At 74.9% G+C, this 24,040-nt stretch carries 22 protein-coding genes; 13 read left to right on the forward strand and 9 right to left on the reverse strand.

The annotated features are described in order from the left end of the window. Positions 1-53: 53 nt before the first annotated feature. The gene (locus tag QDR37_RS14815; RefSeq protein WP_279714550.1) at positions 54-1,247 is read right to left on the reverse strand and encodes a DUF6716 putative glycosyltransferase; all 1,194 of its coding nucleotides are present in this window, start codon (positions 1,245-1,247) and stop codon (positions 54-56) included. A gap of 78 nt (positions 1,248-1,325) precedes the next feature. Between QDR37_RS14815 and QDR37_RS14820 the strand changes: the two genes are divergently transcribed. From QDR37_RS14820 to QDR37_RS14845, 6 genes are read left to right on the forward strand one after another with little or no spacing between them, the layout of a single operon-like run. Next, complete coding sequence (locus QDR37_RS14820; protein ID WP_279714551.1) at positions 1,326-1,991, forward strand: hypothetical protein; 666 nt, start codon at positions 1,326-1,328, stop codon at positions 1,989-1,991. Next, positions 1,988-2,365 carry a hypothetical protein gene (locus QDR37_RS14825; protein WP_279714552.1) on the forward strand — a complete coding sequence of 126 codons (378 nt, stop codon included), beginning with the start codon at positions 1,988-1,990 and terminating at the stop codon, positions 2,363-2,365. The genes QDR37_RS14820 and QDR37_RS14825 overlap by 4 nt, the downstream gene beginning before the upstream one ends. Then, entirely contained in the window at positions 2,362-3,549 is a 1,188-nt protein-coding gene (locus QDR37_RS14830) for an acylneuraminate cytidylyltransferase (protein WP_279714553.1), read from the forward strand. Before QDR37_RS14825 ends, QDR37_RS14830 begins: the two co-directional genes overlap by 4 nt. Continuing rightward, positions 3,546-4,421 (forward strand): N-acetylneuraminate synthase family protein, encoded by an 876-nt coding sequence (locus QDR37_RS14835; protein WP_279714554.1) that lies wholly within the window; start codon positions 3,546-3,548, stop codon positions 4,419-4,421. The genes QDR37_RS14830 and QDR37_RS14835 overlap by 4 nt, the downstream gene beginning before the upstream one ends. A gap of 10 nt (positions 4,422-4,431) precedes the next feature. Next, the gene (locus tag QDR37_RS14840; protein ID WP_279714555.1) at positions 4,432-5,379 is read left to right on the forward strand and encodes a glycosyltransferase family 2 protein; all 948 of its coding nucleotides are present in this window, start codon (positions 4,432-4,434) and stop codon (positions 5,377-5,379) included. Beyond that, positions 5,376-6,743: a polysialyltransferase family glycosyltransferase gene (locus QDR37_RS14845; protein ID WP_279714556.1), complete on the forward strand. Its 1,368-nt coding sequence runs from the start codon at positions 5,376-5,378 to the stop codon at positions 6,741-6,743. The genes QDR37_RS14840 and QDR37_RS14845 overlap by 4 nt, the downstream gene beginning before the upstream one ends. Positions 6,744-6,749: 6 nt before the next feature. On the opposite strand, the gene QDR37_RS14850 is transcribed toward QDR37_RS14845, so the two are convergent. From QDR37_RS14850 to QDR37_RS14865, 4 genes are read right to left on the reverse strand one after another with little or no spacing between them, the layout of a single operon-like run. After that, positions 6,750-8,189 (reverse strand): amidase, encoded by a 1,440-nt coding sequence (locus tag QDR37_RS14850; protein ID WP_279714557.1) that lies wholly within the window; start codon positions 8,187-8,189, stop codon positions 6,750-6,752. Between the two features lie 2 nt (positions 8,190-8,191). Further along, positions 8,192-8,770: a GNAT family N-acetyltransferase gene (locus tag QDR37_RS14855; RefSeq protein ID WP_279714558.1), complete on the reverse strand. Its 579-nt coding sequence runs from the start codon at positions 8,768-8,770 to the stop codon at positions 8,192-8,194. Positions 8,771-8,781: 11 nt separating this feature from the next. Further along, entirely contained in the window at positions 8,782-9,504 is a 723-nt protein-coding gene (locus QDR37_RS14860; protein WP_279714559.1) for a uracil-DNA glycosylase, read from the reverse strand. After that, positions 9,501-10,205 carry a Type 1 glutamine amidotransferase-like domain-containing protein gene (locus QDR37_RS14865; protein WP_279714560.1) on the reverse strand — a complete coding sequence of 235 codons (705 nt, stop codon included), beginning with the start codon at positions 10,203-10,205 and terminating at the stop codon, positions 9,501-9,503. Before QDR37_RS14865 ends, QDR37_RS14860 begins: the two co-directional genes overlap by 4 nt. 23 nt (positions 10,206-10,228) lie before the next feature. On the opposite strand from QDR37_RS14865, the gene argG reads away from it, so the two are divergent. The 5 genes from argG to QDR37_RS14890 all read left to right on the forward strand — a co-directional run bounded on the left by argG (position 10,229) and on the right by QDR37_RS14890 (position 18,599). Beyond that, entirely contained in the window at positions 10,229-11,647 is a 1,419-nt protein-coding gene (argG, locus tag QDR37_RS14870) for an argininosuccinate synthase (protein WP_279714561.1), read from the forward strand. Positions 11,648-11,687: 40 nt separating this feature from the next. Further along, positions 11,688-12,587 (forward strand): proline iminopeptidase-family hydrolase, encoded by a 900-nt coding sequence (locus tag QDR37_RS14875; protein ID WP_279714562.1) that lies wholly within the window; start codon positions 11,688-11,690, stop codon positions 12,585-12,587. A 107-nt stretch (positions 12,588-12,694) separates the two neighbouring features. Further along, entirely contained in the window at positions 12,695-15,025 is a 2,331-nt protein-coding gene (locus QDR37_RS14880; RefSeq protein ID WP_279714888.1) for a phosphoketolase family protein, read from the forward strand. A 120-nt stretch (positions 15,026-15,145) separates the two neighbouring features. After that, positions 15,146-17,011: a carboxypeptidase regulatory-like domain-containing protein gene (locus QDR37_RS14885; RefSeq protein WP_279714563.1), complete on the forward strand. Its 1,866-nt coding sequence runs from the start codon at positions 15,146-15,148 to the stop codon at positions 17,009-17,011. Between the two features lie 115 nt (positions 17,012-17,126). Then, positions 17,127-18,599 carry a DUF222 domain-containing protein gene (locus QDR37_RS14890; RefSeq protein ID WP_279714564.1) on the forward strand — a complete coding sequence of 491 codons (1,473 nt, stop codon included), beginning with the start codon at positions 17,127-17,129 and terminating at the stop codon, positions 18,597-18,599. Here the strand turns inward: QDR37_RS14890 and QDR37_RS14895 are convergent. Beyond that, positions 18,596-19,069: a GNAT family N-acetyltransferase gene (locus QDR37_RS14895; protein ID WP_279714565.1), complete on the reverse strand. Its 474-nt coding sequence runs from the start codon at positions 19,067-19,069 to the stop codon at positions 18,596-18,598. The two genes, QDR37_RS14890 and QDR37_RS14895, sit on opposite strands and share 4 nt — an antisense overlap. A gap of 40 nt (positions 19,070-19,109) precedes the next feature. Here QDR37_RS14895 and QDR37_RS14900 point away from each other — a divergent pair, with 40 nt between their 5' ends. Beyond that, positions 19,110-19,451 carry a DUF2568 domain-containing protein gene (locus tag QDR37_RS14900; protein WP_279714566.1) on the forward strand — a complete coding sequence of 114 codons (342 nt, stop codon included), beginning with the start codon at positions 19,110-19,112 and terminating at the stop codon, positions 19,449-19,451. Positions 19,452-19,565: 114 nt separating this feature from the next. Then, on the forward strand, positions 19,566-19,949 hold the full coding sequence (locus QDR37_RS14905; protein WP_279714567.1) for a hypothetical protein: 384 nt from the start codon (positions 19,566-19,568) through the stop codon (positions 19,947-19,949). 40 nt (positions 19,950-19,989) lie between these two features. On the opposite strand, the gene QDR37_RS14910 is transcribed toward QDR37_RS14905, so the two are convergent. The 3 genes from QDR37_RS14910 to QDR37_RS14920 form a co-directional block, all read right to left on the reverse strand. Continuing rightward, positions 19,990-22,758, reverse strand: a complete 2,769-nt coding sequence (locus tag QDR37_RS14910; RefSeq protein WP_279714568.1) for a LuxR C-terminal-related transcriptional regulator — start codon at positions 22,756-22,758, stop codon at positions 19,990-19,992. A 41-nt stretch (positions 22,759-22,799) separates the two neighbouring features. Further along, positions 22,800-22,973 carry a hypothetical protein gene (locus QDR37_RS14915; RefSeq protein WP_279714569.1) on the reverse strand — a complete coding sequence of 58 codons (174 nt, stop codon included), beginning with the start codon at positions 22,971-22,973 and terminating at the stop codon, positions 22,800-22,802. A gap of 186 nt (positions 22,974-23,159) precedes the next feature. Then, positions 23,160-23,936, reverse strand: a complete 777-nt coding sequence (locus QDR37_RS14920; RefSeq protein WP_279714570.1) for an SDR family oxidoreductase — start codon at positions 23,934-23,936, stop codon at positions 23,160-23,162. Positions 23,937-24,040: the final 104 nt, after the last annotated feature.

A 24,040-nucleotide genomic window follows, 5' to 3' on the forward strand; every position in this document is an offset into this window, starting at 1 on the left:
CTAGGGCGGCGGGACGGACCGCCGGTGCCGGGAAGGCGACGATCTGGTGAACGTCAGCCCTCGAGCACGCGCAGGCCGCGCCGCAGCACCGCCGCGGCCACACGCCGCGGCCGGAGCGGCCGGTCCGCGCCGAGCGCGGCGAGGCGGCGGTCGGTCTCGCGGCGTCCGGCGTGGAAGGCGCTCGACCAGGCCGTCTCGTGCGTCCGCAGCGCCGGGTCCGCAGCGACCTCGAGCAGCCGGGCGGCGAAGCGCTCGGCGGGCGCCGGGCCCGTCCGTGCGGGGAACACGTCGTCGAGCCACGCCTCCCGCGGTGTGCCGATCGCGTCGGCGTCGATCTCGTCGAAGCGCCGCAGGAGCCCCGACGGCAGCAGCGGCGGGTTGAGGGCCGCGTCGCCGAGCACGTCGTCGACGAACGCGACGCGGCAGCCGGCCGCGATCGCCTCGAGCGCCGCGGTCGACGAGACCGTGAGCAGCAGGTCGGTGCCGGGCAGCAGGTCGACGATCGGCGTGTGGTCGATCCGGAGGTTCTCCGGCAGCCGCCGCGTCGCCGCCCAGCGCTCCGGCGAGAGCCCCATCCGGTGGAAGGTCCGCTCGCCGGCGCGGTGCCGCGGCCGCAGCAGCACGCGCCGGTCGGGGTGCCGCTGCGCGTGCTCGAGCAGGCGGTCCCAGATGTGGATCCGCTCGTGCGACCGCGCCGGCACGGTGGGCTGGTCGGCGAAGACCACCGTGCGGATCGGGCCGCTCCGCGGCGGTGCAGGAGCGGCGGGCAGCAGCGCGAGGCCGGTGAGCAGCAGGTTCGCGGTCGGGAGACCGAGCGCCTCCCCGGCCGTCTCGAACGCCGCGAGGTCGGAGCGGGAGCTCACCGCGAGGACGTCGGCGAGCGAGCGCATGAGGTAGCCGCCGACGAGGTCGTAGAGCGCCATCCCCACGTAGCCCGCGCCGAAGACCGGCAGGCGGCTCGCCGTCCACCCGTGCACGTCGCGCACGAACCGCTGCACCGTGGGCCCGTCCGAGACGGGGACGACCACGTCGGCGGCCCGCGCCGCGGCGAGGAGCTGCGGCCACGTGCGGAACTCGACCTCGCGGTCGGTCGCCGTGCGGATCTGTTCCGCCCCGAGCCGGGTCGGGACGACCGTCGTCGGGGTGGCGATGCGCACCGCGGCGCCCTGCGCGGCGAGCGCATCGGCGAGCCGGCCGGCGTACTTCAGCGCGGAGTCGAAGTCGGCGACGAGCAGGGCTTGGGGCATCGGGGCCTCCTGGGTGCTGGTTCGGGCGAGCGGATGCTAGGGCCCGCCGGTTACCTGCTCCCCCTACGATCCGCGGCCATGCCGCTCCCACCCGCGCTCCCCGACCAGGCCGCGCTGCTCCACGCGCTGCTCACCGCCCGCCTCGGTGGCGGCGAGCCGGCCCTCGTCACGGTCGTCGGCAACGCGCCGCTCCCGCCCTCGGCCGCGCGCGCCGAGGCGATCGACGGCAGCGACCTCGTCGTGCGGATGACGACGTTCGCGCTCGACCGGGACGCGCCCGCGGTGGGGCGCCGGACCGATGTCGTCGTGCTGCATCGCGGCGTCTCGGCCGGGCCGGACACGTTCGCGCGGCACCGCGAGCGCCTGTACCTCCTCGCCGAGCCGGGCCGCGACCACTGGGAGCCCGAGGCCCGCCCGGCCTGGTGGCCGCTCGACCTCGAGCTCGTGCCGATCGGCAACCGGGAGTTCACCGACCCGTTACGGAGAGCCCTCGGGTACCGCCGCAGGTCGGTCTCGTGGCCGACGACCGGGACACTCGCCGTTCACCTGCTGCGTCGACTGTTCCCGCATGCCCGCCTGCTGCTCACCGGTACGAGCCTCGTCGACGGCCCCCGCGGCGCGGTGCGCACCCTCGGCCACCACTGGGGCCCGGCGGTGAGCGTGACGCCGGAGCACCGGCTCGACCGCGAGGGGGCGCTGCTCACCCGCTGGCGCGCCGAGGGCGCGATCGAGGTGCTCCCGTGAGCGCCTCCACGCGATGGGCGCGGGGCCGCTGGAACGTGCTCCGGGTGCGGCGCCCGCGCCTCGCGGAGCGGGTGGAGGCGGGCCTGCTCGCGGTGCGCGGCGGCGCCCGGCTGGTGGCCGAGGTGCGGTCGCTCCGGACGCGGGTCGCCGAGCTGGAGCGCGACCACGCGCTGCTCGCCGCGCACGTCGGCGCGCTCGCGCAGGCGCCCGCCGGCGTCGAGCGGATCGCGCCGGACGTGGAGGCCGTCCGCCTCGCCGCGGTCGCGTTCTACGAGCACCGGATCGCCGCGCTCGAGGCGCACGCCGGCGGTCGACACGCCACCGGTGGTCAGAGCACGCGAACATCGGGTTACGGGACGGGGAACGACCGTTGAGCGCGTTCCCGTCCGACCGGGTGGTCGCCGTCATCCCTGCCCGCGGCGGCTCGAAGGGCGTCCCCGGCAAGAACCTCGCCCGGGTGGGCGGGGTGCCGCTCGTCGCCCGTGCGGTCGCCGCGGCGCTCGCCGCGGGTGTCGCCGACGTGCGCGTCAGCACCGACGACGCGGGCATCGCCGCGGCCGCCCGGGCCGCGGGCGCCGGGGTGATCGAGCGGCCGGCCGACCTCGCCGGCGACACCGCGTCGTCGGAGTCGGCGCTGCTCCACGCGCTCGACGCGCTCGAGGCGGAGGGCGTGCGGCCCGAGGCGCTGGCCTTCCTGCAGGCGACGTCGCCGTTCCTCGAGCCCGCCGCCCTGCGCCGCGCGGTCGAGCGGGTGCTCGCGCGCGACGCGGACAGCGTGCTCGCCGCGTTCGAGACCTACGCCTTCCTCTGGCGCGCCGACGAGCGGGGCCTCGCCGTCGCCGTGAACCACGACGCGGCCGCCCGCCCCCGTCGTCAGGAGCGCGAGCCCCACTTCCAGGAGACCGGCGCGTTCTACGTGCTGCGGACGGCGGGCTTCCGGGAGCACCGGCACCGGTTCTTCGGCCGCACCGCCCTCGAGGTCGTCGCCGAGTCGCGGGCGCTCGAGATCGACTCGTCCGAGCAGCTCGGGCTGGCGCGCGGCCTCGCGCCGCTGCTCGATCCCCGTCCCGCCGCGGTCGACGTCGACGCGCTCATCACCGACTTCGACGGCGTGCACACCGACGACACGGCGACGGTCTCGACCGACGGCACCGAGAGCGTGCGGGTGAGCCGGTCGGACGGCCTCGGCGTGGAGCGCCTGCTCGCCGCCGGCGTCCCGGTGCTCATCCTGTCGAAGGAGCGGAACGCCGTCGTCGCGGCCCGGGCGGCGAAGCTGCGCGTCCCGGTGCTGCACGGCGTCGAGGACAAGGCCGCCGCGGTCCGGCGGTGGTGCGCGGAGACGGGGACGGACCCGTCGCGGGTGGCGTACGTCGGCAACGACGTGAACGACCTCCCCGCGCTGCAGATCGTGGGCTGGCCGATCGCGGTCGCCGACGCGCACCCTGCGGTGCGCGCGGCCGCGCGGCTCGTCCTCACCAGGCGGGGCGGCCACGGGGCCGTCCGCGAGGCGGCCGAGCTCGTGCTCGCCGCGACCGAAGGAAGGAACACCAGCGAATGACGAACACCCTCCGGATCGGCCGGCACGTCGTCGGCGAGGGCGAGCCCGTCTACGTCATCGGCGAGATCGGCCTCAACCACAACGGCGACGTCGACATCGCGAAGCGGCTCATCGACGTCGCCGCCGTCGCCGGCGTCCAGGCGGTGAAGTTCCAGAAGCGCACCCCGGACATCTCGACGCCGGAGCACATGAAGGACGTCCCGCGGGAGACGCCGTGGGGCACGATGACGTACCTCGAGTACCGCTACCGCGTCGAGTTCGAGCGCGAGCAGTACGCCGAGATCGGTGCCTACGCCGACAGCCGGGGCCTCGACTGGTTCGCCTCGCCGTGGGACGAGCCGGCCGTCGACTTCCTCGAGGAGATGGACGTCGTCGCGCACAAGATCGCCTCGGCGTCGGTGACCGACACCGGGCTGCTGCGTCGCGTCGCGGCCACCGGCAAGCCGGTGATCCTCTCGACGGGCATGTCGACGATCGAGCAGATCGACAGGGCGGTCGAGATCCTGGGGGCCGACCGGCTGCTCATGCTCCACGCGACCTCGACCTACCCGCTGCCGCCGGAGGAGGCGAACCTCCTCATGCTCGACACGCTGAAGGAGCGCTACGGCGTGCCGGTGGGCTACTCGGGCCACGAGCCGGGGCTGCAGATCTCGATCGCCGCGGTCGCCATGGGCGCCGTCGCCGTCGAGCGGCACATCACGCTCGACCGCGCGATGTGGGGCAGCGACCATGCCGCGTCGCTCGAGCCGCACGGCCTCATGAGCCTCGTGCGCGACATCCGCATCATCGGCACCGCACGGGGCGACGGCGTGAAGCGCGTCTTCCCCGGCGAGCTCGCGCCGCTGTCGAAGCTCCGCCGCGTCGACGGCTGAGGCGGTGTCGATGAGGCTGTCGGTGGTGGTGCCGTGCCACGACGCGGCGCAGCACCTGCCCACGACCTTCGCGAGCATGCGCGCGAACGCGGCGGACGACGTCGAGTGGATCCTCGTCGACGACGGGTCGCGGGACGAGACGGCGGCCCTGCTCGCCGGCTTCGTCCCGCCGGCCGGTCGGGCCGTGGTGCTCACGAACCCCGACGCGCTCGGGCTCGCGGGCGCCCGGAACACGGGCACCGCCGCGGCCACCGGCCGCTTCGTCACCTACCTCGACGCGGACGACTGGTACGCGCCGCGATACGCCTCGCGTCTCGCGGATGCGATCGAGGCCCTCGGCGTCGACTTCGTGCGGGTCGACCACGTGCAGTCCATGGGGACGAAGCGGATGCCGCACATCGCGCCGGAGACGCGGCGCGGCGAGCGCCTGCATCCGCACGACGGCATCGGCACGCGCCCGGACCGCACGACGATGGTCGACTACCCGTACGCGTGGTCGGCGGTCTACGACCGCCGCCTGTCGCGGGACGGGCTGCTCACGGTGGACCCTCGCCTGAAGACGGCCGAGGACCGGCTCATGGCGTGGCGGCTGCACCTCTACGCCCGCAGCTACGCCGTGGTGGGGCTCCAGGGGTACTTCTACCGGCGCGGCGTCCCCGGCTCGCTCACCGCGATCGGGGACGAGCGGCAGCTGCACTTCTTCGACGCCTTCGACCTGATCGGCGAGGAGCTCGGCGCGAGCGAGCACTTCGCCGCGTTCGAGCCGAAGTGGGTGCGGTCGTACCTCGGCCTCATCGCCCACCACGAGGCGTCGCGGGAGCGGCTGCACCCGCACGTGCACCGGGCGTTCCGGCGGCGCGCACGGACGACGATCCGATCGCTGCCGCAGCCGCTCGTCACCGAGGCGGTCGCCGCGCTGCCGCCCGGCCGGGCACGGATCCTCCGGGCGCTGTCGTGACGCGGATCGTGCAGCTCTTCGAGGCGTCGGCGGCGTACCAGGTGCTCGTGCTCGCCGCCGCGATCGACGCGGGCGCCTTCCCGCCCGCGGACGAGCGCGTGCTGCTCGTGTCGGCGAACTCGCCGGTGCCCGAGGTGGCGCGCCGGCTCGACGACGATCCCCTGCTCGCGCCGCTGCTGCCGCGCTTCGACCGGGTGGTGTCGTTCAACGACCTCATCGCCCCGCTGCACCCGAAGGCGTTCCGGCCGCGCGCCGAGGAGGTCCCGCTGTTCGAGCGCGCGTTCCGGCGCGAGCTGGGCATCCCGCAGGACGCGCGGGTCGAGCTCGCGCTCGAGTCGGTGCACGTGCCACCGGCGCGCACCATCCTCAACGTCTTCGCGGACGCTCCCGTGACGGTCTACGCGGAGGGGCTCATGAGCTACGGGCCCACGCGCGACCCGCTCAACCCCCGCATGTGGGCGCGGATCGAGCGAGTGCTGCATCTCGACCTCGTCGAGGGGCTCGCCCCGATCCTGCTCAGCGAGCACGACGTGCCCGCCGAGCTCGTGCCGGGCGACGCGTTCCGGGCGGTCGTCGCCGGGCTCGCCGGGCCGGCGAAGGCGGACGTCGAGCCCTACGCGCTGCTGCTCGGTCAGTACCTCGCCGAGCTCGGTCTCACCACGACGGAGCGGGAGGCCGAGCTCTACGGCCGGTGCATCGACGCCGCCGCGGCGCAGGGGCTGCGGCGCGTCGTCTACAAGCCGCATCCGAGCGCCCCGCCCCTCTACGCCGCGGCCCTCGCCCGGCGAGCCGAGCAGCGCGGCGTCGCGTTCGCGGTGTCGGAGGAGACCGGGCCGGCCGAGGTGCTCTACGAGCGGGAGCGGCCGCAGCTCGTGCTCGGCTGCTTCTCGACGGGTCTCGTCACCGCGTCCCGCTTCTGGCGCATCCCGGTGGCGGCGATCGGCACGCGGGAGGTGCTCGCGTCGCTGCCGCGGATCGAGGACAGCAACCGGGTCCCGCTCGCGCTCGTCGACCTCGTGGTGCCGGGCATCGGCACGGGGGACGCGCCCGCGCTCCTGCCGCCGCGGGAGCCGGACGTCGCCACCGTGCAGCGGATCGTGCGGGCGGTCGCGTACTGCATGCAGTGGCGGGCCCGCGGCCGCGACCGCGACGAGGTCGCCGCCGACCTGTTCGAGCTGGGGGACGCGGTGGAGGCGTACGTGCCGCGGGCGCGGCTGCGCCGGCTGCTGCTGCCGGGCGGCGGGCTCGGCTCGGTGTCCGCGGCGACGTTCCAGCGACTCACCGGGGTGCTGGCCGGGCTGCGGGAGCGGCAGCAGGCGCTGCTCACGTCGCTGCGACGGCGAGGTGCGCCGCTGCGGGGCTGACGCCGGTCACCAGAACGCCGGCGGGTGCCGGTGCGGCCAGCCGAACCGACGCTCCAGCTGCCGCGCGAGCGACAGCATCGCGGCCTCGCCGCCCGGCCGGCCGATCAGCTGCACGCCCGCGGGACGGCCGGTGTCGGTCGCTCCGACGGGCACGGTGACAGCGGGCAGCCCCGCGACGTTCACGAACGACGAGAACGGGGCAGCCTGCACCTGCCGGTCGAACACGACGTCGGGGTCCGGGTCGAACGTGAACCATCCGAGCGGCATCGGCGGCAGCGCGAGCGCCGGCGTCAGCACCACGTCGAACGGGTCGAACGCGGCGATCGTCCGCCGCTCGAAGGCCGCGGCCGCGGCGAGCGCCTCCAGCACCGTCGGGACCGGCAGCGCGCGCCCGCGCTCGAGCACGGCACGCGTGTAGGGCTCGAGCAGGGCGAGCTCCTCCGGCGTCGACGCCGGGATGGCCGCCGCGGAGGCCTGCCAGAGCACCCGGAACAGCTCGGGGTACCGCTCCCCCGGCAGCGCGACCTCCTCGAGGCCGTGGTCGAGGTCGGCGATCGCCGCCACGGCGCGGTCGAGCGCGCCTGCGCACTCGGGGTCGATGCGGATGTCGACGGCGTCGTCCCACACGCTGCTGCGGAGCACGCCGACCGAGAAGCGGCCCTCGCCGCGGATCGCGGCGCCGAGCAGCGGCCCGGCGTCGCGGTCCGTCGGCGGCGCGGTCGCGAAGACGGGCCGCCGCCGGCGCCCGGTCGGGTCGGCGAGCGCGTCGAGCACCATGGCGGCGTCGGCGACGGTGCGGGCGATCGGCCCCGCCGAGACGAGGCCCGCGAAGGAGTCCTGCCCGCCCTGCGCCGGCACCAGGCCGCGGGTCGGCTTCAGCCCGACCACCCCGCAGCTCGCCGCGGGGATGCGCACCGAGCCGCCCCCGTCGCTGCCGACCGCGAAGGCCACGAGCCCAGCAGCGACGGCCGCGGCGGCGCCGCCGCTCGAGCCGCCGGCGCCGAGCGACACGTCCCAGGGGTTCCTGACCGGCGCGCGCCCGGCGGGCTCGCTGAACCCGGTCAGCCCGAACTCGGGCGAGGTCGTCGCGCCGAGCGACACGGCGCCGGTCGCGTCGAGCGCGTCGACGATCCGGTCGGATCGGGTGGCGAAGGCGTCCGCGAGGAGTCGCGACCCGGAACCGGAGCGGGTCCCCGCGCGCCGCGCGAGCTCCTTCTCGGCGGTCGGCACCCCGGCGAGCGGCGCGGCGCCGGGCCCTGTCGCGTCGAGCGCGGCGGCCCGCTCGCGCGCCCGGTCGCCGTCGACGCGGGCGAACGCGCCGAGCCGGGGGTCGAGCTCGGCGATCCGGCCGAGCGCGTGCTCGACGAGTTCGACGACGGTGGCGTCACCCCGGTGGACCCAGTCCCACTGCTCCTGCGCGGAGAGGTGGTGCAGCGCGAAGACCACGGCTACTTGATCGACTTCTGCAGCAGCACGGTGCCGATCGAGCGGTCGAACTTGAAGGCGACGTCGCCCATCCGCCCCTGCTCCGTGAAGCCGAGCGAGCGGTGCAGCGCCATCGAGGCCTCAGCGCCTCTGTCGGCGATCACCGCGAGCATCTGCTTGAGGCCCGCCTCGCGACCCGCGTCGATCAGCGCGACGAGCAGCGCGCGGCCGAGGCCCTTGCCGGTCGAGGCGGCACGCAGGTAGATCGAGCTCTCGGCGGTGAACCGGTAGGCGCGCCTCTGGATCCACGGCGCGCAGAGCGCGTACCCGAGCACCTGGCCGCTCGGTGAGACCGCGACGAGGAACGGCAGCTTCAGCCGGGTCAGGTAGGCGTACTTCGCGCGCCATTCGCGCAGCGACATCGTGTCCTCGTCGAGCGTGACCATGCTGTTCGTCACGTAGTGGTTGTAGATCTCGCGCACGTCGGGCAGGTCGCGCGGGGTCGCGGGCCGGATCGTCCAGGTGAACGGCGCCTCGGGTGCGGGGAGCCGCCGCAGGTGGAACGGCTTCACCCGCCGCGGCGCGTACTCCTCTTCCAGCACGGCTCGCGAGCCTAGTCGGCGGCCTCCGCGGTACCGGGGTCCCCCGGCAGCCGCCAGTCGAGCGGAGCCGCGCCCTGCTCCTCGAGCAGGGCGTTCGTGCGGCTGAACGGCCGCGAGCCGAAGAAGCCGTTCCGCGCCGACAGCGGGCTGGGGTGCGCCGACTCGAGGCGCGGCACGTCGCCGAGCAGGCCGCCGAGCGCCTGCGCCTGCCGTCCCCAGAGGATCGCGACGAGCGGGCCCCCGCGCCGCGCGAGCGCCTGCAGCGCGACCGTGGTGAACGGCTCCCAGCCCTTGCCGCGGTGGGAGTTCGCGGCGCCCGCCCGCACCGTGAGGTCGCGGTTCAGCAGCAGCACACCCTGGTCCGCCCAGGCCGACAGGTCGCCGTGCGCGGCGGGCGGGATGCCGAGGTCGCTCTCGCGCTCCCGGTAGATGTTGACGAGGCTCCGCGGCAGCGGCCGCACGTGGCGCTCCACGGCGAAGGCGAGCCCGATCGGGTGCGAGGGCGTCGGGTACGGGTCCTGGCCGAGGATCAGCACCCGCACCCGCTCGAGCGGCGTGGTGAAGGCGCGGAGCACGTGATCGCGAGCGGGCAGCACGCGGTGCCCGGCGGCCTCCTCCGTGTCGAGGAAGGCCAGGGCCGCGAGCAGCGCGGGCTCGGCGGGGGCGAGCGCATCCGCCCAGCCCGGGTCGATGCGGCCCTCGGCGGCGAGGTCGGCGAGCCCGAGGACGCTCACCGGGCCGTCCTGCGCCGCACGGCGACGGCGTCACCGGCGCGCTCGATCCACCAGACGTTGCCGTCGCCGGCGGCATGGGCGCCGCGCTCGTCGAGCACGAGCGCGGTCCGCTCGTCGATCGCGGCGGCCCGCGGGACGAGGCCCGCCTCGACCGCGGCCATCGCCCGGGCGAGGGTGCCCCACTGCGCGGCGTGGACGTCGAGCGTGAGATCGGTGAGCCCGAGCCCGTCGCGCACCGTCAGGGCGTCGAGGTCCTCGCCGACCTCCTCGTCGACGACGGGGGTGCCGTCCAGGCGCCAGCCGCCGAGCAGCGCCCGCCGCGCGGCGATCGCGGAGCCGGCGGAGAAGCCCGCGTACGGGACGCCGCCGGCGACGAGCGCGCGGATCCGGTCCGCGACCGGCAGCAGGGCGTCGAGGTGGGCGGGGGTGAGGCCGCCGCCGACGAGCACCCCGTCGACGTCGTCGAGCACGGCGGCGGGCACCGCTCCCCCGTGCGCCACGACCGCGATCCGGGGCTCGACCCGACCCGGCAGCTCGGCGACGAGCCTCGCCGCGTGCTCCTCGGCGTCGCCGTCGCGCACCGCGATCACGGCGACCCGCGGCACCGCGCGCCTCGCGGCCGCCGCGGCGAGGAAGGGCGCGAACGCACGACCTCCGCCGTCCCAGCCGCCGCCGACGAGCGTGAGGGATCCGGCGGTCACGCGGCAACGCTAGCGTCGACCCCGTGCCGAAGATCCTGACGAGCCTCCCCGAGCGCGAGCGCGTGGGCATCGCCTTCTCCGGCGGCCTCGACACCTCCGTCGCCGTCGCCTGGATGCGTGAGCACGGCGCCCTGCCGTGCGCCTACACCGCCGACCTCGGCCAGCCCGACGAGCCGGACCTCGCGGGCGTCCCGGAGCGGGCGACCCGCTACGGCGCCGAGATCGCCCGCGTCGTCGACTGCCGCCGCGCGCTCGTCGAGGAGGGCTTCGCGGCGCTCGCCTGCGGCGCGTTCCACATCCGCTCCTCCGGCATGCCGTACTTCAACACGACGCCGATCGGCCGCGCGGTGACCGGCACGCTGCTCGTGCGGGCGATGGCGGAGGACGGCGTCTCGATCTGGGGCGACGGGTCCACCTTCAAGGGCAACGACATCGAGCGCTTCTACCGCTACGGGCTGCTCGCGAACCCCGGCCTGCGCGTCTACAAGCCGTGGCTCGACGCGGCGTTCGTCAGCGAGCTCGGCGGCCGCGCCGAGATGAGCGCGTGGCTCACGGAACGCGACCTGCCGTACCGGGCCTCGGCCGAGAAGGCGTACTCGACCGACGCGAACATCTGGGGCGCGACGCACGAGGCGAAGCGGCTCGAGCACCTCGACAGCTCCGTCGAGCTCGTCGAGCCCATCATGGGCGTGCGGTTCTGGGACCCCGCCGTCGAGGTCGCGCCCGAGGACGTCACGGTCGGCTTCGAGGGCGGCCGCCCCGTCTCGATCGACGGCGAGCGGTTCGACGACCCCATCGCACTCGTCGAGCGCGCCAACGCGATCGGGGGCCGGCACGGCCTCGGCATGACCGACCAGATCGAGAACCGCGTCATCGAGGCGAAGAGCCGCGGCATCTACGAGGCGCCCGGCATGGCGCTGCTCTTCGTCACCTACGAGCGGCTCGTGAGCGCGGTCCACAACGAGGACACCATGGCCCAGTACGCCACCGAGGGCCGCCGCCTCGGCCGGCTGCTCTACGAGGGCCGCTGGCTCGAGCCGCAGGCGCTCATGCTCCGCGAGGCGCTCACGCGGTGGGTCGGCGCCACCGTCACCGGCGAGGTCACCGTGCGCCTGCGCCGCGGCAACGACTTCTCGATCCTCGACACCCGCGGCGAGCGCCTGGCCTACCACCCGGACCGCCTCTCGATGGAGCGCACCGAGGACGTCGCGTTCGAGCCCGGCGACCGCATCGGCCAGCTCACGATGCGCAACCTCGACCTCGCCGACTCGCGCGCGAAGCTCGAGCAGTACGCGTCGCTCGGCCACCTCGGCGGCGCCTTCGGCGAGCTCATCGGGCAGGTCGAGGAGGGCCGCGCCACCGAGATCACCTCCACCGGTGAGCACACGGACGCGGGCGAGGAGTCGCTCGACCGCGCCGCCATGGAGACCGGCGCCGACTGACCCGCATCGCACCCGCACCCGACGACGAGGAGGCCGTCCCATGCCCGTCCGCACGCTCGAGATCCCGTTCCGCGACTGGACCACCTGGGCCCAGGTGACCGAGCCGGAGCAGCCGAAGGACGGCGGCCTGCCCGTGATCGTGCTCCACGGCGGCCCCGGCATGGCGCACGACTACGTGCGGAACCTCGCTGCGCTCTCGCACACGGGCCGCACCGTCGTCCACTACGACCAGCTCGGCTGCGGACGCAGCACCCACCTGCCCGACGCGCCGAAGGACCTCTGGACGCCGCAGCTGTTCGTGGACGAGTTCCACAACCTCGTGTCGGCACTCGGCTTCGAGCGCTACCACGTGGTGGGTCAGTCGTGGGGCGGGATGCTCGGCGCCGAGATCGCGGTGCGCCGCCCCGCGGGCCTCGCGTCGCTGTCGATCCTCAACTCCCCCGCGTCGATGCCGCTCTGGGTCGCCGGCTGCAACCGGCTGAAGCAGGACCTGCCTCCGCGGACGCGCGACGCGCTCGACCGGCACGAGGCGGCCGGCACCTACGACGACCCCGAGTACCTCGCGGCCGTCGACGTCTTCTACCGCCGGCACGTCTGCCGGCTCGACCCGTGGCCCGCGGACCTCATCGCGACGCTCGAGCAGGAGGAGGCCGACCCGACCGTGTACTTCACGATGAACGGCCCGAGCGAGTTCACAGTCATCGGGTCGCTCAAGGAGTGGAGCGTGATCGAGCGGCTCCCCCAGGTCGAGGTGCCGACGCTCGTGCTCGCCGGCGAGCTCGACGAGGCGACCCCCGAGGCCTGGCAGCCCTTCGTCGACGGCATCCCCGACACCCGCACGGTCGTCGTGCCCGATGCGAGCCACTGCTCGCACCTCGAGCGCCCGCAGGAGGTGCTCGGCGCCGTCACCGCGCTCCTCGACGAGGCCGAGCGGGCCTGATCGGAGGCGTCTACCTCCCGTTCAGCCGGAGCGTCGACGCTGTGCCGGTGACCACGACCGCGCCCGCCGAGACCGCTCCGACCGTCGACGACGACCTGCTCGCGAGGATGGACCGCTACTGGCGGGCGGCGAACTACCTGTCGGTCGGCCAGATCTACCTGCTCGACAACCCGCTGCTGCGCGAGCCGCTCACGCCCGACCACGTCAAGCCGCGGCTGCTCGGGCACTGGGGCACGACGCCCGGGCTGAACCTGCTCTACGTCCACTTCAATCGCCTCATCCGCGAGCGCGACCTCGACGCGATCTACGTCTGCGGGCCGGGTCACGGCGGCCCCGGCATGGTCGCGAACACCTACCTCGAGGGCAGCTACACCGAGACCTACCCGCACATCGGGCAGAACGTCGACGGGATGCGGCGGCTGTTCCGCCAGTTCTCCTTCCCGGGCGGGATCCCGAGCCACGCGGCGCCCGAGACGCCGGGCTCGATCAACGAGGGCGGCGAGCTCGGCTACTCGCTCATGCACGCCACCGGCGCGGTGTTCGACAACCCGGACCTCGTCGCGTTCACGGTCGTGGGCGACGGCGAGGCCGAGACCGGGCCGCTCGCCACGAGCTGGCACGCCCCGGCGTTCCTCGACCCGGCCCGCGACGGCGCCGTCCTGCCGGTGCTGCACCTGAACGGCTACAAGATCGCGAACCCCACCGTGCTCGCGCGGCTGCCTGAGGAGCAGCTGCACTCGCTGATCCGCGGCTGGGGCTGGGAGCCGATCGAGGTCGCGGGCGACGACCCGATGCGCGTGCACCGCGAGCTCGCCGAGGCCCTCGACACCTGCATGGACCGCATCGCCGGGATCCAGCGGGCCGCGCGCGACGGCGGGAGCCGCAGGGGCGAGCCGGCCCGCTGGCCGATGGTCGTGCTGCGCACGCCGAAGGGCTGGACCGGCCCGAAGCGGGTCGACGGGCAGCAGATCGAGGGCACCTTCCGCGCCCACCAGGTGCCGCTCACCGAGGTGCGGACGAACGAGGACCACCTCCACGCGCTCGAGGCGTGGATGAAGGGCTACGACCCGGGCGACCTGTTCGACGACGAGGGCCGGCTGCTGCCCGAGCTCGCCGAGCTCGCTCCCGAGGGCGCCCGGCGGATGGGCGCCAACCCGCATACGAACGGCGGCCTGCTGCTCAAGGAGCTCGAGCTGCCCGAGTTCCGGAACTACGCCGTGGACGTGCCGGGTCCCGCCACCTCGTTCTCGTCGGCGACGACGCGGCTCGGCGAGTACCTCCGCGACGTCATGCGGCTGAACCCGACCCGGTTCCGGCTGTTCGGCCCGGACGAGACCGCGTCGAACCGCCTGCAGGCGGTGTTCGAGGCCACCGACCGCGCCTGGGAGGAGCCGGTCGTCGGCACCGACGATCACCTCGCTGCGGGCGGGCGCGTCATGGAGGTGCTCTCGGAGCACCTCTGCGAGGGCTGGCTCGAGGGCTACCTCCTCACCGGGCGGCACGGCCTCATGAGCTCGTACGAGGCCTTCGCCCACATCATCGACTCGATGGTGAACCAGCACGCGAAGTGGCTGCACGACGTCAACCGCATCCCGTGGCGCGTCGGCATCTCGAGCCTGAACTACCTGATCACGAGCCACGTCTGGCGGCAGGACCACAACGGCTCGAGCCACCAGGACCCCGGCTTCATCGACCACGTCGTGAACAAGAAGGCCGAGATCGCCCGCGTCTACCTGCCGCCGGACACGAACTGCCTGCTCTCCGTCGGCGACCACGTGCTGCGCAGCCGGCAGTACATCAACGTGATCGTCGCGGGCAAGCAGGAGGCGCTCGACTACCTGACGATGGACGAGGCGGTCGCGCACTGCGCGCGCGGCGTCGGCATCTGGGACTGGGCCTCCACGACGGACGGCGAGCCGGACGTCGTGCTCGCCTGCGCGGGCGAGATCCCGACCATGGAGACGCTCGCCGCGGCCGACCTGCTGCGGCAGCACGTCCCCGACCTCAAGGTGCGGGTCGTGAACGTCGTCGACCTCATGCGCCTGCAGTCGGTGTCGGAGCACCCGCACGGGCTGTCCGACCGCGAGTTCGATGCGATCTTCACGCCCGACAAGCCGGTGGTCTTCGCCTTCCACGGCTACCCCACGCTCATCCACCGGCTCACCTACAAGCGCGCGAACCACGCCCAGTTCCACGTCCACGGCTACATCGAGGAGGGCACCACGACGACGCCCTTCGACATGGTCGCGATGAACGCGCTCGACCGGTTCAGCCTCGTCACCGACGTGATCGACCGGGTGCCGGCGCTCGGCTCGGCCTACGCGGTGCTGCGGCAGCGCATGACCGACTCGCGCCTCGCGGCGCGGCTCCACACGCGGGAGCACGGCGAGGACGACCCGGCGATCGCCGACTGGACCTGGCCGTACGCACGCGGGTGACGAGGGAGCGGGACCCCCACTCCGAGGGGTCCCGGGCCCGCCGCGCCGTGTGTCAAAGGATTCCAAGAAAGGGCGGTTCGTACCGTTCGGGACATCCCCCACCGGAAGGTCCCCCTCCACGTGCGCTCAGCCCCTGCACTGGCCCTCGCCACCGCCGCGACACTCGCCGCGGCCCTCGTCCCCGCCACCGCCGCGAACGCCGTGGCGCCGGCCCTCACCGGGAAGGTCGTGTTCCACGGCGCCCCGCAGGTCGGCGTGACCGTCGGCTGGTTCGAGCCCGACACCGACGACGAGCGGACCACGGTCACCGCGGCCGACGGCACGTACTCGCTCGCGCTGCCGGCGGCCGGCACGAAGTACGTCGTGTTCGCCGGGCTGCCCCACGCCTCGGCCGCGACGACCGACTGGCCGAACGACGAGCCGGTGCGCCCGAAGGCGCAGAAGGCCGGGAGCGTCGGCGTCTACGTCGGCTTCGCGGGACAGTCCTACGCCTACCAGAGCACCCGGCTGTTCACCGCCGGCACCGCACCGAAGGCGCTGCCGCCCATCACCCTCGGCGACGCCGCCGTGATCCGCGGCACGGGCGGCCCTGACCTCGCGAAGCGCGGCGTGCACCTGCAGAACCTGCACGGTGACGACGTCGGCGCGGTCTCCGCCGATGCGACCGGCGCCTTCCGCATGGAGGTCGTGCCCGGCGACTACCGCGTCGTCGTGCCCGCCGACGCCACGCACCTCGAGTGGCGCTCCGCGACCCGCGTCACCGCGACGGCCGGCACCGACCGCGTCGTGTCCGTGCAGCGCGCGCTCGGCGCGACGCTCGCCGGCGTCGTGACGAGCAGCGGCAAGGCCGTGGGCGGCGCCGCCGTCCGCGCCGGCGACCGCAGCACGCGGACCGCGGCCGACGGCACGTGGTCGATCGCGGGCGTCCCGCTCGGCGTGCGGTCCGTCCGCTTCGGTGCGGTCGGCAACACCACGGCCCTGCACGGCTACGTGCCGCTGACGAAGCCGGTGAGCGGTCTCGCGAGCGGCGTCACGACGCAGGTGAACGCGAGCCTCGTGCTCGGCGGACTGATCAAGGCGACCTACGACTCGGCCCCCGGTGCCGACCGCTACGTCTTCGTGGTGACCCGCTCGTCGCGGTACGGCGGCATCGTCACGGGCGACGAGCGCGACGCGTCGGCCACGACGAGCCGCAACACCGTCGTCGCCTCGGGTCTGCCTGCAGGCACCTACGACGTCCGCGTCTCCGACCGCGACGGCGCCCGCTACGCCGAGCGACTCGTGACGCTGACCGCGGGCCAGGGCGTGAACCTCGGCGTGCTGGCGCCGACGAAACGCACCGTCTCACTGGAGGGCACCGTCAGCGGCGCCTCCACCGGTGAGGTCGTCGCCGTCGCGAAGAACTTCTCGAGCTACGCCTCCGCCTCGGCCTCCGGCGGTCGCTACGCGCTCTTCGGCCTGCTTCCCGGCAGCTACCGGGTGCTCTACATGGCGCCGAACCGCCTCCTGTCGACGACGAGCGCCGGCCTGGCGAAGGACACCACGCTGAAGCTGTCGGCGGGCGGGCCCGTCGGACGGCTCGCCGGCGTCGTCTACGCGGGCGATGCCCGCACCGACGGCGTCGACGTCCGCGACGAGGCCGGCATGAGCGCCTCGTTCCTCGACGACAGCGGTCTCGACGCGTGGGCAGGCGTCGACGGTCTCGAGGGGACGGCCGCGCCCGGCACGCACCGCATCGTCGGCGTCGAGCCGTGGGCGGACCCGTTCCAGGCGTTCTCGCCCTACTGGTACGCGTGGCCCGACCCGAGCATCACGCTCGTGGCGGGGCAGACCACGAGGCTCTCGGTGCACCTCCTGCTCGAGGGCGATGCCGGCGCCACGCCGGCCGCTGCGACCGCGTCCTCGTCGAGCTCGTCGTCCGCCTCGACGAGCCCCGCGCCCGTCGAGACGACGAGCCCGGCGCCGACGGGGACCATCACGCCCTGAGCCCGCTGCTCCGGCTCGACCAGCGGCCCGCTCTCCACCGGAGGGCGGGCCGCTGCCGTTTCCCCAGGGCTGCGTAGTCCTGGTTCTTCGAACAGGTGTTCGATAGGATGTGGGCATGGCGGACGAGGCGCGGCGCGGAACCGGGGAGGAGCCGGACGACGCCGTGCCCTCGCTCGACGCGCTCGGCGCGCTCACCGACGAGCAGCCGGAGACGCGGCGGCTCGATCCCCTCGAAGCCTTCGCCACCGAGCACGGTCTCGACCCGGCCGACATCGCCCGCATGTGGTGCGAGGTGTCCGACGAGCCGTTCGAGGAGCACCCGCTGCCTGACGAGCCCGCCGCCACGTTCCGCTTCGAGGTGCTCGACGCCTACCAGCGCGACTGGCAGCGGGCCGAGGCCGATCGCGTCGCGGGCGCGCTCCGCGCCTATCGCGCGGCGATGGAGCAGGTCGAGGGCGGCCCCGATGCGGTGCTCGACGGGCCCTACGAGCGGTCGGTGCTGCACGCGGTCGCCGCCAAGCTGCGCATCGCCGACCGGTCGGCCGTGTTCGTCGTGCACACCGCCGACACGCTCGAGCGGTCGTTCCCGGCGTCGTGGGCCGCCTTCCTCGACGGGGCGGCGCCCTGGTCGGCGCTCCGCCTGGTGCACGCGCAGGCGCACGGGCTCGATCCCGAGCCGCTCGCCGAGTACGACCTTCGGGCCGCCGCGCTGCTCGCCGGCGCGCAGCTCCCCCGCCTCAAGGAGCGCCTCCGCCGCCTCCGCGAGCGCCTCCAGGCCGGCACCGCCGACGAGCGGCACCGCGCAGCGCTCAAGGGGCGCGGGGTCACGCTGCTGCCCGCCGAGGACGGCATGGCCGACCTCGTGCTGCACGGCGCGGTCGCCGACCTGCTCGGCATCGACCACCAGCTCCAGCAGGCCGCCGTCGCGGCCGCCGGCCGCCCTGGCGAGAGCCGCACCGTGGCGCAGCTGCGCGCCGATCTCCTCGTCGACGTGCTGACGGAGGGCGGCCGCCACGCGGCCGATCCGCACGACGACCGGCTCTCGGTGCCGAACCGCATCGGTGTCGAGCCGGTCGTGCACGTCTTCGTGCCCGCGATGACGCTGCTCGGGCACTCCGACGCGCCCGCGACGCTCGCCGGCTACGGCCCGATCGACCTCGACACCGCGACGCGGTTGGCGGGCAGCGCGAGGACCTGGATCCGCATCCTCACCCACCCGGTCACCGGCACGATCGTCGACGTCGACCGGCGGCGCTACCGGCCGCCGGAGGACCTCCGGCGCCTCGTCACCCTGCTCGACGGCACCTGCCGATGCGGCTGCGGTCGGCGACGCGGCGACCTCGATCACGTCCGCGAGTGGGCGATCCACCGCGGGCGCACCGCCATCGACAACCTCGTGCTCCTCGCCCGCCGCGATCACGTGATGAAGGGCTCGGGTCAGTACGACCTGCGGCTGAAGCCCGACCGGAGCGTGGTCTGGACGAGCATCTGGGGCACCCGCATCGTGGTCCCGCCCGACGATCCACCGGAGCCGACACCGGCGCCACCCGCACCCGCCGACCTCGATCCCGTCGCCTGCCCGTTCTAGAACGTGAGCCGCATGCCCGGGTTCGGGGCGTCGCGGAAGCCGAGCGAGCGGTAGAGCGCGGCACCGTCGGGCGCGGCGTGCAGGTCGACGAAGCGAGCGCCCGTCTCCGTCTCGAACCAGCCCAGCAGCGCCGCGAGGCAGGCTCGCGCGTAGCCCTGGCGCCGGTGCTCCGGCAACGTGCTCACCTGCGAGACGTGGCCGCGCGTGGACGACGGGTTCGCCGGTGACGGCGCCCGGCGCTCGACGAGGCCCATCGCGCACGACACCGGGCGCCCGTCGACGTCGACGACGAAGACGGCTGTGCCGGTCTCCTCGGCGAGGCGCTCCGCGAACCAGCGCCCCGCGGCCGTGCGCCAGGGCGCATCGGCGGGTCCGTCGTCCTGGCCGAGCGCGTGGAACATGGCGGCCCGCAGCTCGACGAGCGCGTGCGCATCGGCAGGGACCGCGCGGCGGACGATCGGATCGGTCACGCCTCCATCCTCCGGCCACGGATGCGCCAGCATGGGAGCGATGCGTCCCCTCCTCGGCCTGAACGCGGTGCTCGCCCTGCTCGTGGAGCTCGCACTGCTCGTCGCGGGCGTCGTGATCGGGCTCGCGTCGGGGCTGCCGGGAATCGCAGCCGTCGTCCTCGCGGTGCTGCTGCCCGTCGCCGTGGTCGTCGTGTGGGGAGCCCTGCTCGCCCCGCGAGCCCCGCGGCGCCTTCCGCCGGCCGGGCGTCTCATCGCGGAGGCGGTGCTGTTCGGGCTCGCGGTCGTGGGGCTCGCCGTCGTCGGGGCGCTCGGCTTCGCCGTCGCGCTCGCGGTCGCGGCCGGCGCGCGGCTCGCGCTCGGCGCAGCCGTCGGCGCGGTCTGAGCCTGCAGGGCGGAAGCACATCCGCTCCTCCCCAGAGGTCGAGGCCAGGGCTGCACCTCGCGGCCGCTGTGGACGGCGGAGCGGGCGGGATGCGCGGAGGCCACGCTGCCCGGCATGTCGCTTCCCGCTAGGACCACCGACACCGACCTGCTCGACTCGCTGCGCGACCTGATCGGTCCCGCGCTGCGGAACGAGCTCTGGCTGTTCTTCACCGACGCGCGTGACGAGCCGATCCCGCTCGCGATCCCCGTCGAGGACGTGCCGATGCGGCTGCCCGCCGTCGAGCGGCTCGGCGAGGTCGTCGTCGAGACCGGCCGGATGGCGGGCGCCGCGGCCGTGCTGCTCGTGTGGGAGCGGCCGGGCGACGCGTGGCTCTCCGACGAGGAGGCCGAGTTCGTCGACGCCGTCGAGGCGGCGATCGCGCCTGACCTCCGGGTACGCGCGCAGGCGCTCTCGTCCGACTCGGGCGTGCGCCTGCTCGCATCCGCTCCCGCGTGAGGCGGGAGCGTTCGGGCGCGACGGACCTGCAGCGGGGACCTCAGCCGGCCCACGCCATCGGGGCGGCGCCGCACGCGGCCATCTCGCGCTCCCCGCGGGTGCGGAGCTCGCCGCCTGCCATGATCCGCGTGCGCGCGGCCTGGTAGCGGGCGCCCTGCGACTCGAGCCGGTCGGCGATGGCGGGGAGGCGGTCCCGCTCGGCGACCAGCGCCTCGGCACGCTCGAGGAGCGTCGACGCGACGACGTTCGGGGCGACCGCCGGTCGCGCCAGGGAGATGCGCTCCGCGGTCTCCGGAGCTCCGGCCAGCACCGCCGCCTCGGCCCGGAGCGCCGCGTACCAGGGGCGCCAGATCGCGCCGTACCACTTGTCCCACCGCGCAGGGCTGTCGAGCGTGCCGGCGTGCGCCTCCTTCGCCCTGCCTTCGTGCAGGAGGGCGAGTACCCGGAAGCCGAGGACTTCGAAGTTGTCCGACGTCCAGGTCGTGTCCGCGAGCGCACGGAGGACCTCGAGCCAGCGCTGCTCGCCCCCGGCGTCGGCGGCGAGCCGCGCCGCGTTGGCCGCTGCGGCGGCGGACGGCGCGAGGTTGTGCACGATGGGCCGCCCGGCGCGCTCCCAGCCGTCGAGGAAGCGCTCGCCGAGCCGGAGGCAGCCGGACAGGTCCCCCTGCACCCAGTTCACGAGCATCGCCCGCGGGGTAGCGAGGTGCGGCTCGAGAGCGTGGTACGGCAGGTCCAGCAGGCGACGCGCGAGCCGCTCGGCTCCGACGAGATCGCCGATGCCGACGGCGCACTCGGTCGCCATCTGGAGCGCGTCGGTGAGCTCGATCCCGGTCTCCGGCACGACCCCGAGAGGCGCGAGCACGTCCTCGCGCGCCGCGGCTGCGTCGAAGGCGCCGCGGAGGTCGCCCTGCACGAGCCGCGCTGCGCAGGCGGTATCGAGTGACGCGCTCCATCCGACCCGGTCGTCGAGGCGCTCGAACTCCGTGGCGAGCGCGAGAGCCTGACGGATCTTCGCCGGGTCCTCGTCGGCCTCGGCCATCAGCCGCGCCGCGGCGACGCGGGCCGTGGCCCGGTCGCTGCCCGCGCCGATCGAGGCGGCCTCGTCGAGCAGGGCCACCGCGGCCTGGTCCTCCGGCACGGTCGTGAGGATGCCCTGGAACCGCCGGATGGTCTCACCGCTCCGCGCGAGCTGGATGACCGCCTCCTCGAGCCGCCCGGCCTCCACGAAGGCGGGAGCCGCGAGACGCCGCAGGCGGAGCGCGGAGTCGCCGAACTGCCTCGCCTCGGCGGCACCGGCCGCTGCGGCGTACGCGGTGGCGCGGATGAGGGCGTCGTCAGCCAGCGACGCGGCCTGCTCGAAGCGGCGCTGCGCCTCGCCGGGCATGCCGCGCGCGAAGGCGAGCCGGGCGAACCGTGCGGCGAGGTCACAGGCCACGCCGCGGTCGGCGTCGGCCAGGGACCCGACGAGGGCGGCACGCACCTCGTCCACCAGGGCGTCGACGTCGCGCATCCAGGTCTCGGCGTCGGCGGTGCGACCCTCGAGCGCCTCTGCCTGGGCGCGGCACCAGGCGAGATGGGCGGAGCGGACGGCGTCCCGCTCGCCCGCCGCCTCGAGGCGCTCGGCGCCGTACTGCCTGATGGTCTCGAGGGCGCGGTAGCGGGTCGCGCCCGGCGCGTGGACGGCGTCGAGCAGGCTCCCGTCGACGAGCGCGGCGAGGACAGCGGGGACCGCTGCCCCCCGCACACCGGGAAGCGCCGCGGACACGGCCACGGCGGACGCGGCCGTGAACGGGGAGGCGAACACGGTCACGCGTCGGAGCACCGCCCGCTCACCCGGGCCGAGCAGGTCGTGGCTCCAGTCGAGCGTGGCGCGGAGCGACCGGTGCCGCGCATCGGTTCGGGCCCCGCCGGTGAGGACGGCGAGCCGGTCGCCGAGCGCCGCTTCCAACCCGTCGAGCCCGAGCGAGGGAAGGCGGGCGGCCGCGAGCTCGATCGCGAGCGCGACGCCCTCGAGGGCCTCGCAGACGCGGCTGACGCGCTCCCGATCGGTGTCGGTCACGGCCGCGCCGGCCGCGCGCGCACGCGCCTCGAACAGCGCGGCCGCGTCGCCCTGCTCGCCGGTCGAGAGGCCGGGAACGGGGAGGACCCACTCGAACGGCACGGCGAGCCGGGTTCGGCTGGTCGCGAGGACGGTCAGGCCGGCGCAGGCGGCGAGCAGTCGCTCGAGCAGCTCGGCGACAGGATCGAGCAGGTGCTCGCAGTTGTCCAGGACGAGCAGCGCGGTGCGCGTGGTGAGCCAGGCCTCCAGGGCGTCGACGGCCGGGCGCCCCTGGCGCTCCTGGACGCCGAGGCGCTCCGCCACGCTGGGCGCGAGCCGGTCGGGGTCGGTGAGCGGCACGAGGTCGACGATCCACGCGCCGTCCGGGTAGCGATCGGCGAGATCGGCCGCGACGCTGAAGGCGAGCCGCGTCTTCCCGACACCGCCCGGGCCGAGCGCGGTGACGAGCCGGTGCTCGGCGAGCGCCGTGGCGAGCGCCTCGCGCTCGACGGCGCGCCCGACGAACGAGGTCAGGGTGGAGGCCACGCGCGGGCGGGCGGCGGGCGCCTGCTCGATCGGGCCGAGCACGGCGAGCGCCCGCCGGTCACGGGCGCCGGTCTTGCGGAGCAGGGACGCGATGTGGCTCTCCACCGTGCGCACCGAGATGAAGAGACGCTCCGCGATCTCGGCGTTCGTCGCGTGGCCGACGAGCGCCGCGAGCACCTCCTGCTCGCGGGGCGAGATCGCCTCCTGGACGCCGCCGGTCGTCACATCCGCCGATCCTGCCCCGATCGGCGGCGGCGGAACAGTGGTCACGCAGTGGCGGCGGAGGGCTGCTCGACGACGGGGCCACGGTGACCCCGCAGCGCGGTCCGGATGCGGGCGACGAGCGAGGCGCCCCGGCGCCGCTCGACGCGGACGGTCGCGACGCGGTCCGCCTGCAGGCGGCGGGCGAAGTCGGTGTGGAGGGCGGTGGGCTGGAACATGATCGGCTCCTTCGGTGGATCGGAACGCCGAAAGCGTCGTCCGCCGACGGTCCGCTGCCATCCGTGCCGACCACGGAGACGCCCACCGAATCCCGCACTCGGTGGTCCACTCGGTGGTCCGCACGGACGCGCCGTCCGCGCTGCGGGTGCCGATCCGCCGATCCTCCGAAGGACCCGGGCTGACCGTCACCGCTTGACCGTGAGCGGGCCCTTCGCCACCTTGTGGGCCGCGGCCTGCGCGAGCGGCCGGACGGTCACGAGGTCGAGGTTCACGTGCGGGGGCAGCTCGAGGGCGTGGACGATCGCCTCGGCGACGTCATCCGCGGAGAGCGGGTCGGGCACGTCCAGGTAGACGGCGTCGGCCCGCGCCTGGTCGCCGCCGAACCGCTTCAGCGAGAACTCCTCGGTGCGCACCATGCCGGGTGCGATGTCGACGACGCGGATCGGCTCGCCCGCCAGCTCGAGGCGCAGCACGTTCACGAGCGCCCGCTCGGCGAACTTCGCCGCGTTGTACCCGCCGCCGCCCTCGTAGCCGACCTGGGCCGCCGTCGACGTGACCGTCACGATGTCGGCGACGCCCGACGCCTCTGCGGCGTCGCGGAGCATCGGCAGCAGCGCGCTCGTGACCCGCTTCGTGGCGATCACGTTCACCTCGTACATCCAGCGCCAGTCGTCGATGCTGCCGTGCTCGACGGAGTCGGCACCGCGCGCCCCGCCCGCGTTGTTCACGAGCGCGCCGGCACCGCCGCCGGCCTCGAGCTCCGCGACGAGGCGGGCCACGTCGTCGTCGCTCGTGAGGTCGGCGACCACGACCTCGCAGCCGGTCTCCTCCGCGAGCGACCGCAGGCGGTCCTCGCGCCGCGCCACCGCCGTCACCGGGCGCCCGTGCGCCCGGAGCAGGCGCACCGTCGCCGCCCCGATGCCGGAGCTCGCCCCCGTCACCACCACCCGTGTGTCCGTCATGGCGCCATCGAAGCAGCCGGCCGCCGAGCGTTCCCCGCGCCGACGCGTGCGTGCCGCCCGTTACCGCATGTGTCGCCGACCCGTTGCTGGTGCCGGCGGGCCTC

It is taken from the genome of Amnibacterium sp. CER49, from assembly GCF_029846255.1.
In the GTDB taxonomy this organism is placed as follows: Bacteria; Actinomycetota; Actinomycetes; order Actinomycetales; family Microbacteriaceae; genus Amnibacterium.